This is a genomic window from Brooklawnia sp. (assembly GCF_049651565.1).
Taxonomy (GTDB): Bacteria; Actinomycetota; Actinomycetes; order Propionibacteriales; family Propionibacteriaceae; genus Brooklawnia.
Genome location: NZ_JBASCI010000116.1, coordinates 18,167 through 33,891, shown reverse-complemented (window position 1 = coordinate 33,891; position 15,725 = coordinate 18,167). Strand labels below are relative to the sequence as shown.

Annotated in this window: 16 protein-coding genes; 10 read left to right on the top strand and 6 right to left on the bottom strand. The window is 66.7% G+C overall.

The features are described 5' to 3' along the window. On the top strand, positions 1-861 hold an 861-nt coding region (locus WBL05_RS05660; RefSeq protein ID WP_424224352.1), incomplete at its 5' end, for an ABC transporter permease. 11 nt (positions 862-872) lie between these two features. On the opposite strand, the gene WBL05_RS05655 is transcribed toward WBL05_RS05660, so the two are convergent. Continuing rightward, positions 873-1,196, bottom strand: a complete 324-nt coding sequence (locus tag WBL05_RS05655; RefSeq protein ID WP_424224350.1) for a hypothetical protein — start codon at positions 1,194-1,196, stop codon at positions 873-875. Positions 1,197-1,248: 52 nt separating this feature from the next. Further along, the gene (locus WBL05_RS05650) at positions 1,249-1,944 is read right to left on the bottom strand and encodes a GntR family transcriptional regulator (protein WP_424224348.1); all 696 of its coding nucleotides are present in this window, start codon (positions 1,942-1,944) and stop codon (positions 1,249-1,251) included. 119 nt (positions 1,945-2,063) lie between these two features. Here WBL05_RS05650 and WBL05_RS05645 point away from each other — a divergent pair, with 119 nt between their 5' ends. From WBL05_RS05645 to WBL05_RS05610, 8 genes are all read left to right on the top strand, one after another. After that, complete coding sequence (locus WBL05_RS05645) at positions 2,064-2,888, top strand: sugar phosphate isomerase/epimerase family protein (protein ID WP_424224347.1); 825 nt, start codon at positions 2,064-2,066, stop codon at positions 2,886-2,888. Positions 2,889-2,897: 9 nt separating this feature from the next. After that, the gene (locus WBL05_RS05640; RefSeq protein WP_424224346.1) at positions 2,898-3,665 is read left to right on the top strand and encodes an SDR family NAD(P)-dependent oxidoreductase; all 768 of its coding nucleotides are present in this window, start codon (positions 2,898-2,900) and stop codon (positions 3,663-3,665) included. A gap of 58 nt (positions 3,666-3,723) precedes the next feature. After that, positions 3,724-4,566 (top strand): NAD(P)-dependent oxidoreductase, encoded by an 843-nt coding sequence (locus WBL05_RS05635; protein ID WP_424224344.1) that lies wholly within the window; start codon positions 3,724-3,726, stop codon positions 4,564-4,566. A gap of 25 nt (positions 4,567-4,591) precedes the next feature. Further along, positions 4,592-5,932 carry an NAD(P)H-dependent oxidoreductase gene (locus WBL05_RS05630; RefSeq protein WP_424224342.1) on the top strand — a complete coding sequence of 447 codons (1,341 nt, stop codon included), beginning with the start codon at positions 4,592-4,594 and terminating at the stop codon, positions 5,930-5,932. A gap of 123 nt (positions 5,933-6,055) precedes the next feature. Beyond that, positions 6,056-7,405, top strand: a complete 1,350-nt coding sequence (locus WBL05_RS05625) for an NAD(P)H-dependent oxidoreductase (protein ID WP_424224341.1) — start codon at positions 6,056-6,058, stop codon at positions 7,403-7,405. 21 nt (positions 7,406-7,426) lie between these two features. Then, the gene (locus tag WBL05_RS05620) at positions 7,427-8,017 is read left to right on the top strand and encodes a TRAP transporter small permease (protein ID WP_424224339.1); all 591 of its coding nucleotides are present in this window, start codon (positions 7,427-7,429) and stop codon (positions 8,015-8,017) included. Beyond that, complete coding sequence (locus WBL05_RS05615) at positions 8,017-9,330, top strand: TRAP transporter large permease (protein ID WP_424224338.1); 1,314 nt, start codon at positions 8,017-8,019, stop codon at positions 9,328-9,330. The genes WBL05_RS05620 and WBL05_RS05615 overlap by 1 nt, the downstream gene beginning before the upstream one ends. A 22-nt stretch (positions 9,331-9,352) precedes the next feature. Next, positions 9,353-10,435 carry a TRAP transporter substrate-binding protein gene (locus WBL05_RS05610; RefSeq protein ID WP_424224336.1) on the top strand — a complete coding sequence of 361 codons (1,083 nt, stop codon included), beginning with the start codon at positions 9,353-9,355 and terminating at the stop codon, positions 10,433-10,435. A 21-nt stretch (positions 10,436-10,456) separates the two neighbouring features. Here the strand turns inward: WBL05_RS05610 and WBL05_RS05605 are convergent, their stop codons facing one another. Then, the gene (locus tag WBL05_RS05605) at positions 10,457-10,660 is read right to left on the bottom strand and encodes a hypothetical protein (RefSeq protein ID WP_424224335.1); all 204 of its coding nucleotides are present in this window, start codon (positions 10,658-10,660) and stop codon (positions 10,457-10,459) included. Positions 10,661-11,013: 353 nt separating this feature from the next. Between WBL05_RS05605 and WBL05_RS05600 the strand changes: the two genes are divergently transcribed. Beyond that, entirely contained in the window at positions 11,014-13,473 is a 2,460-nt protein-coding gene (locus WBL05_RS05600) for a 5'-nucleotidase C-terminal domain-containing protein (protein ID WP_424224334.1), read from the top strand. 71 nt (positions 13,474-13,544) lie between these two features. Here WBL05_RS05600 and WBL05_RS05595 read toward each other — a convergent pair whose 3' ends face one another. The 3 genes from WBL05_RS05595 to WBL05_RS05585 all read right to left on the bottom strand — a co-directional run bounded on the left by WBL05_RS05595 (position 13,545) and on the right by WBL05_RS05585 (position 15,716). Next, entirely contained in the window at positions 13,545-13,961 is a 417-nt protein-coding gene (locus WBL05_RS05595; protein ID WP_424224333.1) for a DUF309 domain-containing protein, read from the bottom strand. 395 nt (positions 13,962-14,356) lie between these two features. Next, positions 14,357-15,073 carry an SCO1664 family protein gene (locus WBL05_RS05590; RefSeq protein ID WP_424224331.1) on the bottom strand — a complete coding sequence of 239 codons (717 nt, stop codon included), beginning with the start codon at positions 15,071-15,073 and terminating at the stop codon, positions 14,357-14,359. A gap of 7 nt (positions 15,074-15,080) precedes the next feature. Further along, the gene (locus WBL05_RS05585; protein WP_424224330.1) at positions 15,081-15,716 is read right to left on the bottom strand and encodes an MSMEG_4193 family putative phosphomutase; all 636 of its coding nucleotides are present in this window, start codon (positions 15,714-15,716) and stop codon (positions 15,081-15,083) included. Positions 15,717-15,725: the final 9 nt, after the last annotated feature.

Genomic DNA, 15,725 nt, shown 5'->3' with positions numbered 1-15,725 from the left:
GAAGCAGCCAGCGGGATCATCCGGGACGCCACCCTGACGGTGCCGGCCGACGCCGACCGGATGGACCAGTTCATCCAGCTCACCGACGCCGGCACCCGCGAGCCGATCGACCTTGCCCGCGGCCAGGTGGTGATCACCCAGCGGCTGGCCGAGAACCTGCTGATCAGCCCGGGCGACACCTTCGAGTTGTCCCGCGAGCTGGAGGACGAGCCGGTGAGCGTCGCCGTCGGTGCGGTGGCCCACCTGTACGGCGGACACTTCGTGTTCATGGACCAGCAGACCTACACCGACCTGTTCGGTGAGGCGCCGCAGTTCAACCACGTGCTGGCCGAGGTGGCAGGGCAGGACGACGACCGGGCCGAGGTGCTGCAGGCTTCGCTGAAGGACGCCAGCGACGCGGTGCTCAGCGTGGTGGATGTGGAGTATCAGGCAAAGGCCTACTCCGACATCACCTCGAACCTGACCTCGCTGGTGGCGGTGATCGTGGTGTCGTCCGGCCTGCTGGCGTTCGTCGTGCTGTACAACCTCACCAACATAAACATCGAGGAGCGCCGGCGCGAGATCGCCACCATCAAGGTGCTCGGCTTCCGCGACCGCGAGGTGGACGCCTACGTCTTCCGGGAGACCGGGGTGCTGTCGGTCCTCGGCGGGCTGCTCGGGCTGCCGCTGGGCTGGGCGTTGTGCACCTGGGTGGCACGCTCGGCCGAGCTTGACAACGTCGCGTTCGGCCGGGTGATCCATTGGCCGAGTTATGCCTGGGCGTTCGGCCTGACCCTGGTCTTCACCGTTGTCGTGATGGGTTTCCTGCGGCCGAGGCTGCGCAGCATCGACATGGTCAGCTCGCTGAAGAGCGTCGAGTAGCCACCACCCGGCTAGTTGCTGAGGCGCTCGGCGGCGGCAGCCTTCGCCCGGGCGACACCGTCGATCAGCGGTGGCAGCAGTTCGGTCGCCTCGTCCGCCGCCATGATGACCGACTGGCCCCAGCTCGCCTGCAGGACGATGTGCGCGGCCTTTTCCTTACCGGATGCCAGTGTGGCGACCTGCCGGACGATGATGTCGAGGTCACGCCCGGTGAATTCACCGGCGGTGTTGAAGTCGTAGTCGACCAGGGTGGTGGACAGTTGCCAGAACCGGCGATCGGTGCGTCGCAGTAGTAGCCGTCCGGGGCCCGGGACGGAGATCTCCAGCCACTCCATACCCGGCGAGCTTACGGGAGAACTGGACGGTCGACCCGGGCTGGCCGGCGGGCTACTCGGAGGCTGCCTGCAGCGAGTCGCTGGCCAGGATCGCCTCCAGCGCGCCGCTCATGTGGTTGTCGAAGACCTCCCAGATCTCAGCCACCGATCCGTTCGCGATGGAGTCCACCAGGACCCGGTGCCGGCTGGCAGACATGTTGGCCCGGGCTTGGTTGGTTCCGGCGTGCAGGATCGACATCCGAATTATCGCGGCCAGCGACTCCCAGTGACTGAGCAGCACCTCGTTCCCGGTGGATACGCACAGTTCCCGGTGCAATGCCAGGTCGGCATCGACCGCGTCGGTGAGCGATCCGGTGGCCGACTCCTCAAGATCGGCAAGTCGCTCCTCCAGCGCAGCGATGGCCGCGTCCCGGTTCGGTCGGCCGCCGATGTCGATCGCAGCCATCACCTCCAGCGCGTGCCTGACCCGGAAGGTCTCGCTGATCAGCCGGGGGGTCAGTTCGGGGACGTGGGTGCGGCCACGCCCGTCCTGCACGACCAGACCCTCCTGCTGGAGTTGCCGTAGTGCCTCACGCAGCGTGCCGCGGCTGATGCCGAGCTGCTCGGAGAGCTGGGTCTCTACCAGGTGCTGACCGGGCCTGAGGGTGCCCATCGTGATGGCGTTGCGGATCTCGGTCACCGCGCTGTCGCGCAGCGATGGTCTGGGCAGCGACTTGAGCTGTCCCACTCGGCCCTCGGCGACACTCATGATTTCCTCCCGAAACGTTGACGGTCGACATTCGAATCGTCTACTGTCGGCCCATGGCCACTGTAGTCGACAGTGAGCCTAAACCCACGTGTTTCACGGACTCATAACGAGGTGGCCTAGTGATCAATCCGCGCGTCATCTGCTCAAGCATCACCTTCCGCAGACGGCCCCTGGCCGAAGCATTGACCCTCATCGAGGAGATCGGGTTCAGCGGATTCGACCTGGGCGCGTTGCCCGGGGTCTGTGACCACGTGCCCTACGAACTCACACCCTCCGCTGTCGCCGAAGTGGCAGCCGTTGTGAAGGCCGCCGGGCCGGCCACGGCGTCCATCAACGGGGACATCGGCGACCTGAACCGGGTGCTGTCAGACGCTGAGCAGGATGAGCGCGACAAGCACCTCCAGCAACTGCTCGACCTGTGCATCGCGACCGGCTCGCCGGCGCTGGTCCTGCCCTGCGGTTCGCTGGGACACCAGCCGATCCGCAGCCTGGCCGAAGACCTCGACCTGGTCGCCGAGCAGCTCACCAGGGCGAGCCGGGCCGCCGCCGACCGCGGAGTGGTGATCTGGGTGGAAGAACTGCACTCCGGCCGGATCTGCTACAACACCGAGCGCGCAAGGCAACTCCACGATCGGCTCACCGATGCCGGTACCGGCGTGGTCATGGACTTCTCTCACATCGTGGCGACCGGCCATGATCCCGTTGACTACATCGCCGAGTTCGGTGAGGCGATAACCCACGTCCACGTCCGAGACGCCGTCCCCGGCAACATCAACGTCTCGGTCGGACGCGGTCAGGTCGACTTCGCAACCGGAGTGGCCGAACTGCGGCGCATTGGCTACGCCGGCGTCTTCTCGCTCGAACTCGAGACCCACGACGTTGCCGAGGACGAGCGCCCAGCCGCGGCCAGGCAGGCCGGTGAATACCTTTCGACCCTGATCTGAGGAGGATCGGTGACCACTCAAATCCAACGCACGGTCGTTATCTCCGGGGCCGGGTCCCCACGCGGCATCGGACGCGCCGTCGCCCAGCGCATGGCCGGCCAGGGTTGGGCGGTCGCGGTCGCCGACATTGATCAGGCGGCCGCCCGGCAGACCGCAGAACTGCTGTCGGAATCCGGTGTCCCGGCACTCGGGCTGGGTTGTGACGTGACCGACGAGGCGTCCGTACTGGCACTTCGCGACGCCATCGCGGCCGACCCGGCACTGCCCGCGGTGGGTGCGGTCTTCCCGATCGCCGGTGTCACCGCACCCATGGACTTCGTCGATTCGACCCTGGCCGACTGGAACCGGGTCATCGCAGTCAACTCCACCGGCTCGTACCTGCTGATCAAGGCCTTCGTCGAGCAGATGATCGCCAACCGGTTCGGCCGGATCGTGACTATGTCGTCGGTGACCGCCCAGCACGGTGGCGGAGTCTTCTCCAAGACCCTGTACGCCGCCGCCAAGGCCGCCAACCTGGGACTGATGCGCGGCCTCGCCCGAGAGCTGGCCGGCTACAACATCACCGCCAACGCGGTAGCCCCCGGAGCCGTCGACACCGACATCCGGGCCGGCGCCACCACCCCCGAGCGGGAAGCCGCCCTGTCGGCCTCGGTGCCGCTGGGACGGCAGGCCAGCGCCGACGACATCGCCGCGGCCTTCGCCTACTTCGCCGGGGACGACGGCGCGTACCTGACCGGCGTCACCTTGAACATCAACGGCGGCTCATACATCGCCTGACCAACCGCACGCCTGCCCGAAGTACCGGTACCGCTTCCAACAGGAGGGTCTTGAAACGATGAAGGTTGTATTCGTGGGTCTGGGGGCGATGGGGCTCCCGATGGCCCACAACCTGGTTGTGCAGGGCTTCGACGTGATCGGCGTGGACCCCGACCCCGAGCGTCGCGAATCTGCTCGCCCCGGGCTCCGCACGGTCGCGTCGGTGGCCGAGTGCCCTGGCGCAGACCTCGTGATCGTGATGGTGGCTCATGACGGGCAACTGGCCGGCGTCCTGTCCGATGCTCCGGAGCCGTTGCAGTCGGCGGTTTGGGTGCTGATGGGCACCCTCGGGGTGGACGCCGTGGTCGCTGCCCAGCAGCGGCTGGGTCAGCGGGGCGGCAGCGTCGTCGACGCACCGGTGACCGGCGGCCAGGCCGGTGCCCGCAACGTCACCATGCTGATCATGGTGGGTGGCGCCCCCGACCTGGTCGAGCAGGTGCGTCCCGTGCTGGCCCACCTGGGGCGGGTCATCCAGGTGGGTGAGAAGGTCGGCGACGGGCAGGCGATGAAGACGGTGAACCAGTTGCTCTGCTCGGTGCACCTGGTTGCGGCCGGCGAGGCGCTCGCCCTCGCCGGACGGCTGGGAATTGACGGGGAACTGGCGCTGGAGGTCCTCACCAGCGGCGGGGCCAACTCCTGGATGCTGACCGACCGGGGCCCCCGCATGCTTGGCGAACCACCGGTGCCACCGAAGTCGACCATCGACATCTTCGTCAAGGACTCCGGCCTGGCTGTCGCGGCTGCCAACTCGGTTGGCATGGCGGCGCCAGTCCTGCAGGCCGCACATGACCAGTTCGTCCGGGCCAGTCAGGCCGGCCTGGGCGATGTGGACGACTCAGTCGTGATCAGCAACTACCGATGAAGTTCCGACACCCGACAGGAGAACAATGAACATTCACGAACTGCTCAAGGAGCGCGGCGAGAGCGGCAAGCCGATCCGGGTGGGCCTGATCGGCGCCGGCCGCTACGGCACCATGTACCTGGCGCAGGCCAGGGCGATCCCGGGCGTCCACGTGGTCGGAATGGCCGACATCAACCTGCCCAGGGCCCGCAATGCCCTCAAGCTGGTCGAATGGCCCGACGACCAGGTCGCCGACTCCGTCGAGGATGCACTGGCCACCGGGCGAACAGTGGTGGTCGACGACGCGAAGCTGCTGCTGGACGCCGACCTGGACGTCATCGTCGAGGCCACCGGCAACCCGATCGTCGGCACCGCGCACGCCATGCACGCACTGGACACCGGCAAGCACGTCGTCCTGGTCACCGTCGAGGCGGACGCGCTGTGCGGCCCAGCGCTGGCCAAGCGGGCCAGGGACAAGGGTCTGGTGGTCTCGATGGCCTACGGCGACCAGCCCGCCCTGATCTGGGAGTTGATCGACTGGGCGCGCAGCAACGGCTTCCACGTCACCTGCGCCGGCAAGGGCGCGAAGTTCCTTGAGCACTACCACGAGATGAACCCGGACAACGTCTGGGAGAACTGGGAGTTCAGCAAGGAACTGACCGATTCCGGGCAGCTCAATCCGTACATGCACACCTCGTTCCGGGACGGCACCAAGGCCGCGATCGAAATGGCCGCGGTCGCCAATGCGGCCCGGCTGATGCCTTCGGATGACGGCATTTCATTCACTCCCGGGAACGTCGAGCAGATCGCCACCATCTGCCGGCCCGCCGAGGTCGGGGGAGTGCTGGCGCACGACGGCTCGGTCGACGTGATGAGTTCGGTGGAGCGGGACGGTAGCCGGATTCCGTTCAACACCCAGGAAGGCGTCTTCGTCGTCATCCGCGCGACCAACGACTACGTGTCGAAGATGTGCTTCACCGAGTACCCGTGGCACCCCGACCCCACCGGACGGTATGCGGCCCTGTACCGCCCGTACCACTACATCGGCCTGGAGTTGAACACCTCGATCGCCCATGCGGCGTTGCGCGGCGTCCCGACCGGTTCGGCAGTCGGGTTCTACGCCGACGTCGTGGCCTGTGCCAAGAAGGACCTCAGGGCCGGCGAAACCCTCGACGGCGAAGGCGGCTATGCGGTTTGGGGCAAGTTGATCTCAGCTCGCAGATCCGTCGAGATCGGTGCCCTTCCGGTCGCTCTGGCCCACCACGTGCCGTTGACCCGCGACGTCGCAAGAGGCGAGATCGTCACCTATGCAGACGTTGAACTGGGTGACGAGTTCGCTCAGGTACTGGAGCTGCGCCGTGAAACGGAAGATCTGCTCGAGGCCTGAATTTCCCAAGTAACGAAACTGCAAAATCCATGTTCGGACTGTTGACGCAGTGGCCCCCTCGTGCCACCATGATTTCAGTCCAACAGTACGAATGTCTACTGTCAACAAAGGGGTTGGTTGGTCTTGAATCTGTACACACTGATGGAGCGGCGGGCGAAGCAATCGGGCCCGATCCGGGTCGGCGTGATCGGCGCCGGGAAGTTCGCTTCCATGTTCCTCACGCAGGCCGCGAGCACCCCGCAGATCCACGTCGTCGGAGTGGCCGATCTCAACGTGCCGAAGGCCAGGGCAGCCCTCAAGCGCACCGGCTGGGCCGACGACCGCGTTTCGGCCGCCAACCTCGCCGATGCGCTCGCGAGCGGCGCAACCTGCGTCCTCGAGAGCTCCGAGGAACTGATCACCAGGCCAGAGATTGAGGTCATCCTCGAGATCACCGGCAACCCACTGGCCGGCACCCACCACGCGCTGACCGCCATCGACAACGCAAAGCACGTCGTGATGGTCAACGTCGAGGCCGACTGCATGGTGGGGCCGATCCTGGCCGAGCGCGCCAGGGCGGCCGGTGTGGTGTACGCGATGGCCTACGGAGATCAGCCGGCCCTCATCTGCGAGCTGGTCGACTGGTGCCGTACCGTCGGTTTCGACGTGGTCGCGGCCGGCAAGGGGACCAAGTACCTGCCCGAGTACAACTGGTCGACCCCGGACACCGTTTGGGATCACTACGGCTTCACCGCCGAGCAGCTGGCTGGTGGCGACTTCAACCCGCAGATGTTCAACTCGTTCCTGGACGGCACCAAGTCGGCCATCGAGATGGCAGCGGTCGCGAACGGCACCGGCCTGCTGCCGCAGGACGAGGGACTACAGTTCCCGCCGGCGGCGGTGGACGACCTGCCGCACATCTTGCGTGAACAGAACGTGGGTGGGGTGCTCAGCCGCCGCGGCACCGTGGAGATCTGCTCGTCGATGTACCGGGACGGCACCGAGGTGCCGAACAACCTGCGCTGGGGCGTGTACGTCACGTTCGAGGCCAGGACCGACTACGCCGTCCAGTGCTTCGCCGAGTACGGCGTACACACCGACGAGACCGGACGGTATGCCTCGTTGTATCGGCCCTACCACATGATCGGGCTGGAGCTGAACGTGTCGATCGCCAACGCCGTCCTGCGAGGGGAGGCCACCGGATCACCGATTGGCTTCCACGCCGACGTGGTTACCACCGCGAAGAAGGACCTGGTACCCGGTGACGTGCTGGACGGTGAGGGCGGCTACACCGCCTTCGGCAAGCTCGCACCAGCGGCCAGATCGCTGGCTCTGGGTGCCCTGCCGCTCGGACTGAGCCTGTACGCCAAGGTCGTGCGTCCGGTCGCCAAGGGCAGCACGGTGACCTGGGACGACGTCCAGGTCGACGAATCCATGCTCGCGTACCGGGTCCGCAAGGAACTCGAGGCCAGCGTGTCAAACACCACCCACTAGGCCCCGCGGAGGAGCGAGCCCATGTTCCCTGCAACGCTCGACAAGGCGCTGGACGCGTTGGACCGCGTCGTGCAATACCTCTGTGTCGCCGCACTGGGCGTGACCGTGGTCGCGGTGTTCTGGCAAGTGCTGTCCCGGTACGTGACCAGCCAGTCGTCGCCGTGGACGAGCGACCTGGCGGCGTTCTCGTTCGTCTGGTTGTCGATGTTCGCGATTGCCCTGGGTGTGCGCCGCGGCCGGCACATGGTGCTGGACATCTGGGAGTACTTCCGGTATCGGCGGTGGCTCAACAACACGATCTGGATCATTTCGATCGGTGTCGTCATGGCCGTGCTTTTCCTGCTGGCCTTCTTCGGTATCCAGGGCCTGGGGCCCGCGTTCTCCCGCCGGATGCCGGGCCTGGGCATCTCCAACGGCTGGATGAGCCTGGCCGTCCCGGTGGGCGCCATCCTGTCACTCATCTTCGCTGCCGAGGCGCTGTGGAAGCTGCTGCTCGCCCGCGAGGGTGAGGACCCTCTTCCGCAGAAGGTCCTCTTCCAGGATGAGGTCGAGGAGATCGAGGAACGAATCGTCGCTGAAGAAAAGAAGCGAATGGTGGAGGGGGAAATCTGATGGGTGGCCCACTGCTTGCCCTGTTCCTGGGCGGAATCATCATGCGGATCCCGATCGGGTTCGCGCTGGCCGCCGCATCGATGGGCGTGCTGTTCATCATGACCGACTATCCACTGCAGGTCGGGGCCCAACGCATCGTCGCCGGCATCACGCCGTTCGGCCTGTTGGCGATCCCACTGTTCATCCTCGCCGGCGGGTTGATGGGGGCAGGCGGCCTCACCAAGCGGATGCTGGCCTTCGCCGAGGTGCTGGTCGGCGGCATGCGGGGCGGCCTGGCCCAGACCACCATGCTGGCCTCACTGATCTTTGGTGGCATCTCGGGCTCGTCGGTGGCGAACCTGTCCAGCCTGGGCCGGATCATGACCCCGGCGATGATCTCCAGGGGCTACACCCGGGGGTACACAGCGGCGGTCAACGCCACCGCACCGGTAAACGATCCGATCATGCCGCCGTCGATCACCATGATCGTGTTCGGGGTGGTGACCGGCACATCGATCGGCAACCTGTTCTTCGCCGGCATTGTGCCCGCCTTCATCTTCATCGGCCTGATGATGCTGGTGGTGCACTTCACCGTGCTGAAGCAGGGCTTCACCGACGAGGTCAAGGCGAAGGCCGCCAACCCCAAGGACATCGGGAAGATTGCCAAAGAGGACCGGCCCAGCGCTTCGAAGGCGTTTGTCGAAGCCATTCCGGCGCTCATCATGCCGGTGATCATCCTGGTCGGCATCCGGGGCGGGTTCTTCACCCCGACCGAAGCCGCCGCGGTGGCCGTGGTATACGCCCTGCTGGTCGGGCTGTTGTACCGGGAGCTGACCTTCAAGACACTGATCTACGGCATGATCGACTCCGCCATCACAGTCGGACTGATCATGCTGGTGCTCGCTGCCGCCCAGCTCTACTCATGGGCGTTGACCGCGGGCCGCGTCCCCGAGCAGATCGCGGACGCATTGTTCTCGGTCAGCGACAACAAGTACGTCATCCTGCTGATGATGAACGTGCTGCTGCTCATTGCCGGCATGTTCCTCGAGGCCAATGCCGCGCTGATCATCATCGCCCCGATCCTGCTGCCGGTCGCCCTGGCCATCGGAATGGACCCCGTTCACCTGGGCATCGTCGTGGTCGTCAACATGAGCATCGGCCTGATCACCCCGCCAGTCGGAATCGTGCTGATGTTAGCGGCTGCACTCGCCAAGGTCTCGATGGTCAAGGCGATCAAGGCGGTGCTCCCCTTCCTCGGCGTCATGCTCATCTACCTGATGCTCATCACCTACGTTCCCGAAATCTCGCTCTGGCTACCACGCGTGCTGCTGTAGCTCCAACGGAAGGAAAACAACCATGAAGAAGATGACAGGACTGGCCGTCCTCACCGCCGGGGCGTTGTTGCTCTCGGCCTGCGGCGGAGGTGGGGGAGGAACCTCCAGCCCGTCCACCCCTGCCGGTGGCGCGACCACCGCCGCAACCGGTACCGCGAATGTCGAGGGTATGCCCAGCGTCGACGTCTCAGGCGAGGATCCCATCGTCCTTACCCTTGGCCACGCCGGCTCCGAGCAGGACCCCCGGCAGACTGCCTCGTTGCGCATGAAAGAACTGCTCGAAGGTGCCTCCAACGGCCAGATCACCGTCGAGATCTACCCGAACTCGACGCTGGGCACCTGGGAGGACATGATCGAGGGCCTGCAGTACGGCTCGACCCATATCGTCATCGAGTCGCTGCTGTCGCTGGAGACCTACACCGACCTGGCCTCAGTCGAAACCACACCGTTCCTGTACGAGGACTACGAGGGCTTCTCCGAGGTCTGGGACGGTGAACTCGGCGACGAGATCAAGTCGGAGGTCACCAACGCATCCGGCTACGCCATCCTGGGCAACATGTTCCGGGGCTCACGTGAGCTGACCACCAAGGAACCGGTCACCAGCCTCGCCGATGTCCAGGGGCTCACGATCCGGACTCCTTCGGCCAAGACGATGCTCGACACCTGGACCGCCCTGGGCGCCCGCGCCGAGGCACTGCCGTTCAACGAGGTCTACTCGGCGCTGGAGTCCGGCGTCCTGGATGGCCAGGAGAACCCGTTGGACGCGATTCTGTTCAACTCGATCCATGAGGTGGCGCCGAACATCGCGATGACCAGCCACATGTTCGCCAACTACCACTTCCTGCTGTGGAACGACTACCTGACCGGTCTGCCCGATGGCTACCAGCAGCTCATCACCGCAGCTGCCACCATCACTGGTGAGGAGTACACCCAGTCGACCCTGGACAACGAGGTCGAATACAAGGCCGAACTCGAGTCCCAAGGTGCGATCTTCCACGAGTTGACCGACCGGCCCGCCTGGGTGGAGGCGACCCAGTCGGTGCGCGACGGTCTGCCGGCGAAGGTGAAGGAGTGGGTCAGCGAGATCCAGGAGATCCAGAAGTAACCCTTCTGACTGGCGAGTAACTCACAGGTTGGGACGGCCCTCGGGTCGTCCCAACCTCGTTCTCGATTTTCGGGTGGGCGGATCGGTCACCCACACGAGCTGGTGAGCCAGCCGACGCAGCGCCAGCATCACCGGCTTGTGCAGGGCGGTGCCGAGCACCGCACAGGTGGGGGGTCGGGTCGACGCCACCGGCATCACCGGCTTGTGCAGGGCGGTGCCGAGCACCGCACAAGTGGCGGGTCGGGTCGACGCTCATCGCCAGTAACGTTGCCACCTCGTCACCGGCATCGCCGCGATCACGGCCCGGACGGCGGCCCCCGGCCGACGGGAGTCGCGTCTGGGCGGGCACTTTCCGGCCTGATGCACCGACAGTGCCCGCGATTCGCCCTTGAGGCGGACAGTTCCCCGCCCGGTGAACCGAAAGTGCCCGCGGGACGCCCTCGGGACGCGTCGTCCCGCACATCGCACGCCGTGTCCGGGTCATCTTTGATCAAGCGATTGCGCCGAACCCGGCCAACCGCCAGAGTGGTGCACACGGATCAGCATCGAAGCGATCCACTGACAAGGAGCGATTGCATATGCGCACGTCTCGGTTGGCACCCGGTCTTGCTGCGTCGCTGGGGCTCTCGGCGCTCATCATCGCGCCCACGGCTGCCCCTGCGTACGCGGTCGACTGCGTTGACCCCGTCCCCCTGAGGATTCTGTCGTTCACCGACTTCCATGGCCGGATCGCCGCGTCCAACCCGGACACCGCGGTCTTCTTCGCCGCCCTGGAGGCGAACCGCGATGCCGACACGGTCGTGGTGTCGAACGGCGACAACATCGGCGCCACGTTGTTCCCCTCGATGATCGCCAATGACGAGCCGACCATCGACATCCTCAACGCCCTCGAGATCGACGCCAGCTCGGTCGGCAACCACGAACTCGACAAGGGTTACCAGGACTTCACCGGCCGGGTGATGACCAACTCGGAGTTCCCCTACGTGAGTGCGAACCTGATCGACGTGGTGGACGGCGAATCTGTGGCCGACGCCCCGTTCACCGTCGTGACCACTGCCAGCGGTGTCGACGTGGCCATCGTGGGTGCGATCACCGAGGAACTGCCCTCGCTCATTAACCCCGGCTTCTTCGACTTCGGCCTCGCGGCCCCCGCCGTGCCAGCCATCAACCAGTACGCCGCCGAGTTGAAGGATGGCGACATCTCCAACGGGGAGGCCGACGTCGTGGTGGCGGCCTTCCATGAAGGCACTGCAGCGAATACCGGGATCAGCGACGACGTGGACGTGATCATAAACGGCCACAGCCACGTGGTCGTCGCCACCACCGATGCCGATGGCCGGCCGGTCATCCAGCCGGGCAACTTCGCGTCCCACTTCGGTGAGACCGAGTTGCTGGTGGACGTGGACGACAATGCGGTCTGCGAGGTGGTTACGAACCAGAACATCACCGCTGCGGTGCCGGCCGGCAGCACCCGTGACGACTTCATCGCTGCCCACCCGCGGGCGGCCGCCATCAACGGCATCGTCACCACAGCCCTGGAGAACGCCGCCGAACAGGGTGAGGTCGCCGTCGCCGAGGCGACCGCCGACATCAGCCGTGGCCTGAACGACGACGCTTCGTTCGACAACCGGCGGGTCGAGTCGACCATGAGCAATATGGTCGCGCAGATGTTCCACGACCAGTTGGGCGCGGACCTGCCGAACTTCATCGGTGCCCAGAACCCGGGCGGCACCCGGGCGGACCTGCTCGCAGGGACGGTGACCTACGCCGAGGCCGCCGCGGTGCTGCCGTTCGCCAACACCCTGATGACCACCGAACTGACCGGCGTCCAGCTCAAGACGATGCTGGAGCAGCAGTGGCAACCTGAAGGCACCCGGCCCGACCGGGCCTTCCTCGCCCTCGGGTTGTCCGACAACGTCGCCTACACCTACGACGAGTCCCTGCCACGGGGGGAGCGGATCACCTCGATCTTCGTCGACGGCGCCCCGGTCGATCCCGCGACGATATACACCGTCGGTTCCGGCAGTTTCCTGATCGCCGGCGGCGACAACTTCTTCGTGCTCGCCGACGGTGCCAATACCGCAGACACCGGACGCGCCGACCTGGAGGCCTGGGTCGAGTGGCTGGAGGATCAGGGCAGCGTGTCCCCGGACTACTCCCGGCGCGGCGTGCCGTTCGTGGGTGAGACCGACCTGGCCACCGACACCGAGGTGGTGTGGACGGTCGGCCAGCCGGCGGCTGGTTCGATCCCCAACGACACCCTCGACATCCGCTCGCTGAACGCGCCCGCGAACACCACGCTGGAGGCCCGTCTGGGCGCCCCGAACGGCACCCTGGTCGGCCAGACCACGGTGAACGAGGGCGTGGCGGAGTTGCCGGTCCGGCTGCCGGCGGGCACCACCACCGGCGATGCCGTGATCTACCTGATCGCTCCCGACAGCGGGACCACCATTCCGGTGCCGGTGAGCGTGGCAGAAGGGATTGCGCCATTCGCGGACGTGCCGCTCGGCACCCAGTTCATCGACGAGATCCGCTGGATGAAGGAGCAGGGACTGGCGCGGGGCTGGGACGACGGCACCTTCCGGCCGCTGCAACCGGTGGCCCGGGACGCCATGGCCGCCTTCCTCTACCGGCTCGCCGGGTCTCCTTCGGTGGCCGGCCAGACCGAGCCGTTCAGCGACGTGACCGAGGCCGACGAGCACTACGACGCGATCGTCTGGGCCTACAACGCCGGTGTCGCCGAGGGTTGGCCGGACGGCACCTTCCGGCCGCTGGAGGGCATCGAGCGCAACGCGATGATGGCGTTCATCTACCGGTACGCCGATGAGCCCGAGTACCAGGCGCCGACCGATTCGCCGTTCAGCGACGTCCAGCCCGGCGATCCGTTCTTCGCCGAGATCATGTGGGCCTACGACAACGGCATCACCACCGGCTGGCCGGACGGCACCTTCCGCCCCTTCGACAAGACAAACCGGGACGCGACCGCGGCGTTCTTCTACCGGATGGTCGTGGAGCACGGTATCGACGCACCGCGCTGATCCGCTGAGCGACAGCGAGAGGCCCAGGAGCTGAGATCCCTGGGCCCATCGCCCGTCTCGCCACTAGTGGGTCAGCTCTTCTGCCGCCGCGCCCAGGCCGTCACCTCGACAAGGTCGAGACCGTAGGTCGGGCCGCTGCGGGCGCGGTAGTTGTCGACGCGGGTGGCGCCGCGTTCCAGCAGCCGGTCGGCCCCGACGCGGTTGCCACGGGCGGCGTGGGTCAGCCCGACGCAGATCTGCGCCAGCCCCTGCCACAGGTCACGCTCCTGGTCCGGTCCCGCCTTCCAGCGGGCCTCCAGTACCTCGTGCGCGGCGAACGGTCGGCCCTGTGCGACCAGGCTGCGGGCGACAGCCAGGGTCTCCTCCGGTGGCAGTGCCTGCTCGGGCACCGGTTCGACGCCCTCCGCCCCGTACGGCAGCGGACGACCCAACTCATCCCTCGGCCGCGCCTGTCGTGGCCGGCCTGCCTCGTCCCGGTCGCGGCTCACACCACCCACCTCCCACGCATCATTGGAACCCTGCCCATGTGCCCATGGTATGCAGCCTCGGCCTGCTCCCCGGTGGCCTCGGTAATTGATCTGGGGAACAGGTCCCGGGGCAGCGGACACCCCAACTTGCTGTACAGGGCGTTCGGCGCGGGGCCCAGTCAGCGGGGGAGGGCCGTGTGTGGCTGGTGAATTCGGAAAACGGCACCCTGAATTCCAGTTCCGACGGTTCAATGGCCCGATTCGGTGATCGAGCGATACATTTTCCGAATCTTCCGTGGGTGGTGAAGCCTGGCGCGAGCCCCTCTCGGACATGGGCGTGCGCCTTCCGGACATGGGCGTGAACCTTCCGGACATGGGCGTGCCCTTTCCGGACAGGAGTGGGTGCATCCCGGGCCTCAGACCAGCGGCCACGGGTACTGGTAGGGCGATGTCTCCGTCGGCAGTACCGGCCTGTCCAGCAGTTGTTGCACCCGACGGCGCAGCATCTCGACCTCCCGCAGGGTCAGCAGCTCCGCCACCTCGCACGGCACGGAGTTGGCCAGCGGCCTGAGGTCGGCGAGCAGGTCGTCGTCGACCACCTCGCCTGCGAAGTCCCAGATGACCGTCCGAAGCTTCGGCTCGGCGGCGAAGCACAGCCCGTGGTCGATCGCCCACAGCCTGCCCTCGGCGTCCCGCAGCACGTGCCCAGACTTGCGGTCGGTGTTGTTGGTGACCAGGTCGAACACCGCGATGCGGAGCAACTGGTCGTGTGACTCGGGGTGGCCGGCGATCAGGGTGAAGTAGTGCTCGGCGTCGGCCTCGATGTACCACTGCAGCGAGCCGATGCCGGCCGGCCCGTCGGCGCGGACGACGGTGGGCGGTACCAGGTGCCAGCCCAGCCACTCGCTGAGTAGGAAGGCGGCCCGCTCACGGGCGTGCAGGCCGGGTTCGAAGTCCCACAGTTCCCGTTCCCCGGCCATCGGCTTGTAGATCGCCCAGGCGTAGTCGTCCCCGTCCCGCAACTCCACTGCGAAGGTCAGGTTGCTGGACTCGGCGACCCGACCGATGATGCCGAGCTCGGCGCCGGCCAGCAGTTCCAGTTCGCGGCCGAATGGTGGTTGCGGGCTGGGCATGGCTGGTTCACCCGGTGCGCAGCTCGCGCAGCGAGCCGGTGGTGGTGTTCATCTTGATGACGCCGAGCGTGCCGTCGCCGTCGTGGCCGAGAACCGAGACCGACGCCGGGTCGATCCAGATCCGTTGCAGGGCGTCCAGCGGCGCTCCGAGGGCGTGGGTGAGCACCGCCTTGATCGGGTCGGCGTGGCTGAAGCAGACCACCACCTGACCGGGGTGGGCGTCCCTGATCCGTCCGATGGTGCCCACCATGCGCTCGGACAGCTCGGCGAAGCTCTCGCCGCCGGGGAACCGGAACTGCGAGGGCGACCGCTGGACGACCTGCCAATCGGGCAGCCCCGCGAGCTCGGCGAGCTGCCCGCCGGTCCAGTCGCCGAAGTCGCACTCGGTCAGCCCGGGATCGATGACGGGCTGCAGGCCTGACCTGGCGGCAAGCGGGGCACTGGTCTCGACACAGCGCTCCAGCGGTGAGGTATGGATCGCAGCGATCGGCAACTCGGCCAGCCGGTCGGCGACAGCTTCGGCCTGGGCCCGGCCGGCGGGCGACAGGTGCAGGCCAGGGGACCGGCCGGGCAGCACTTGGCCGGTTGTCGGGGTGACACCGTGCCGCACCAGCAGCACCAGCGTCGTCGACGCGGTGGTCATTCATTGCAG

Coding starts and splice junctions, on each gene's coding strand:
- WBL05_RS05620 (WP_424224339.1), top strand. CDS start 7,427: ATGTTCCCTGCAACGCTCGACAAGGCGCTGGACGCGTTGGACCGCGTC.
- WBL05_RS05610 (WP_424224336.1), top strand. CDS start 9,353: ATGAAGAAGATGACAGGACTGGCCGTCCTCACCGCCGGGGCGTTGTTG.
- WBL05_RS05590 (WP_424224331.1), bottom strand. CDS start 15,073: ATGCCCAGCCCGCAACCACCATTCGGCCGCGAACTGGAACTGCTGGCC.
- WBL05_RS05615 (WP_424224338.1), top strand. CDS start 8,017: ATGGGTGGCCCACTGCTTGCCCTGTTCCTGGGCGGAATCATCATGCGG.
- WBL05_RS05630 (WP_424224342.1), top strand. CDS start 4,592: ATGAACATTCACGAACTGCTCAAGGAGCGCGGCGAGAGCGGCAAGCCG.
- WBL05_RS05635 (WP_424224344.1), top strand. CDS start 3,724: ATGAAGGTTGTATTCGTGGGTCTGGGGGCGATGGGGCTCCCGATGGCC.
- WBL05_RS05655 (WP_424224350.1), bottom strand. CDS start 1,196: ATGGAGTGGCTGGAGATCTCCGTCCCGGGCCCCGGACGGCTACTACTG.
- WBL05_RS05650 (WP_424224348.1), bottom strand. CDS start 1,944: ATGAGTGTCGCCGAGGGCCGAGTGGGACAGCTCAAGTCGCTGCCCAGA.
- WBL05_RS05585 (WP_424224330.1), bottom strand. CDS start 15,716: ATGACCACCGCGTCGACGACGCTGGTGCTGCTGGTGCGGCACGGTGTC.
- WBL05_RS05600 (WP_424224334.1), top strand. CDS start 11,014: ATGCGCACGTCTCGGTTGGCACCCGGTCTTGCTGCGTCGCTGGGGCTC.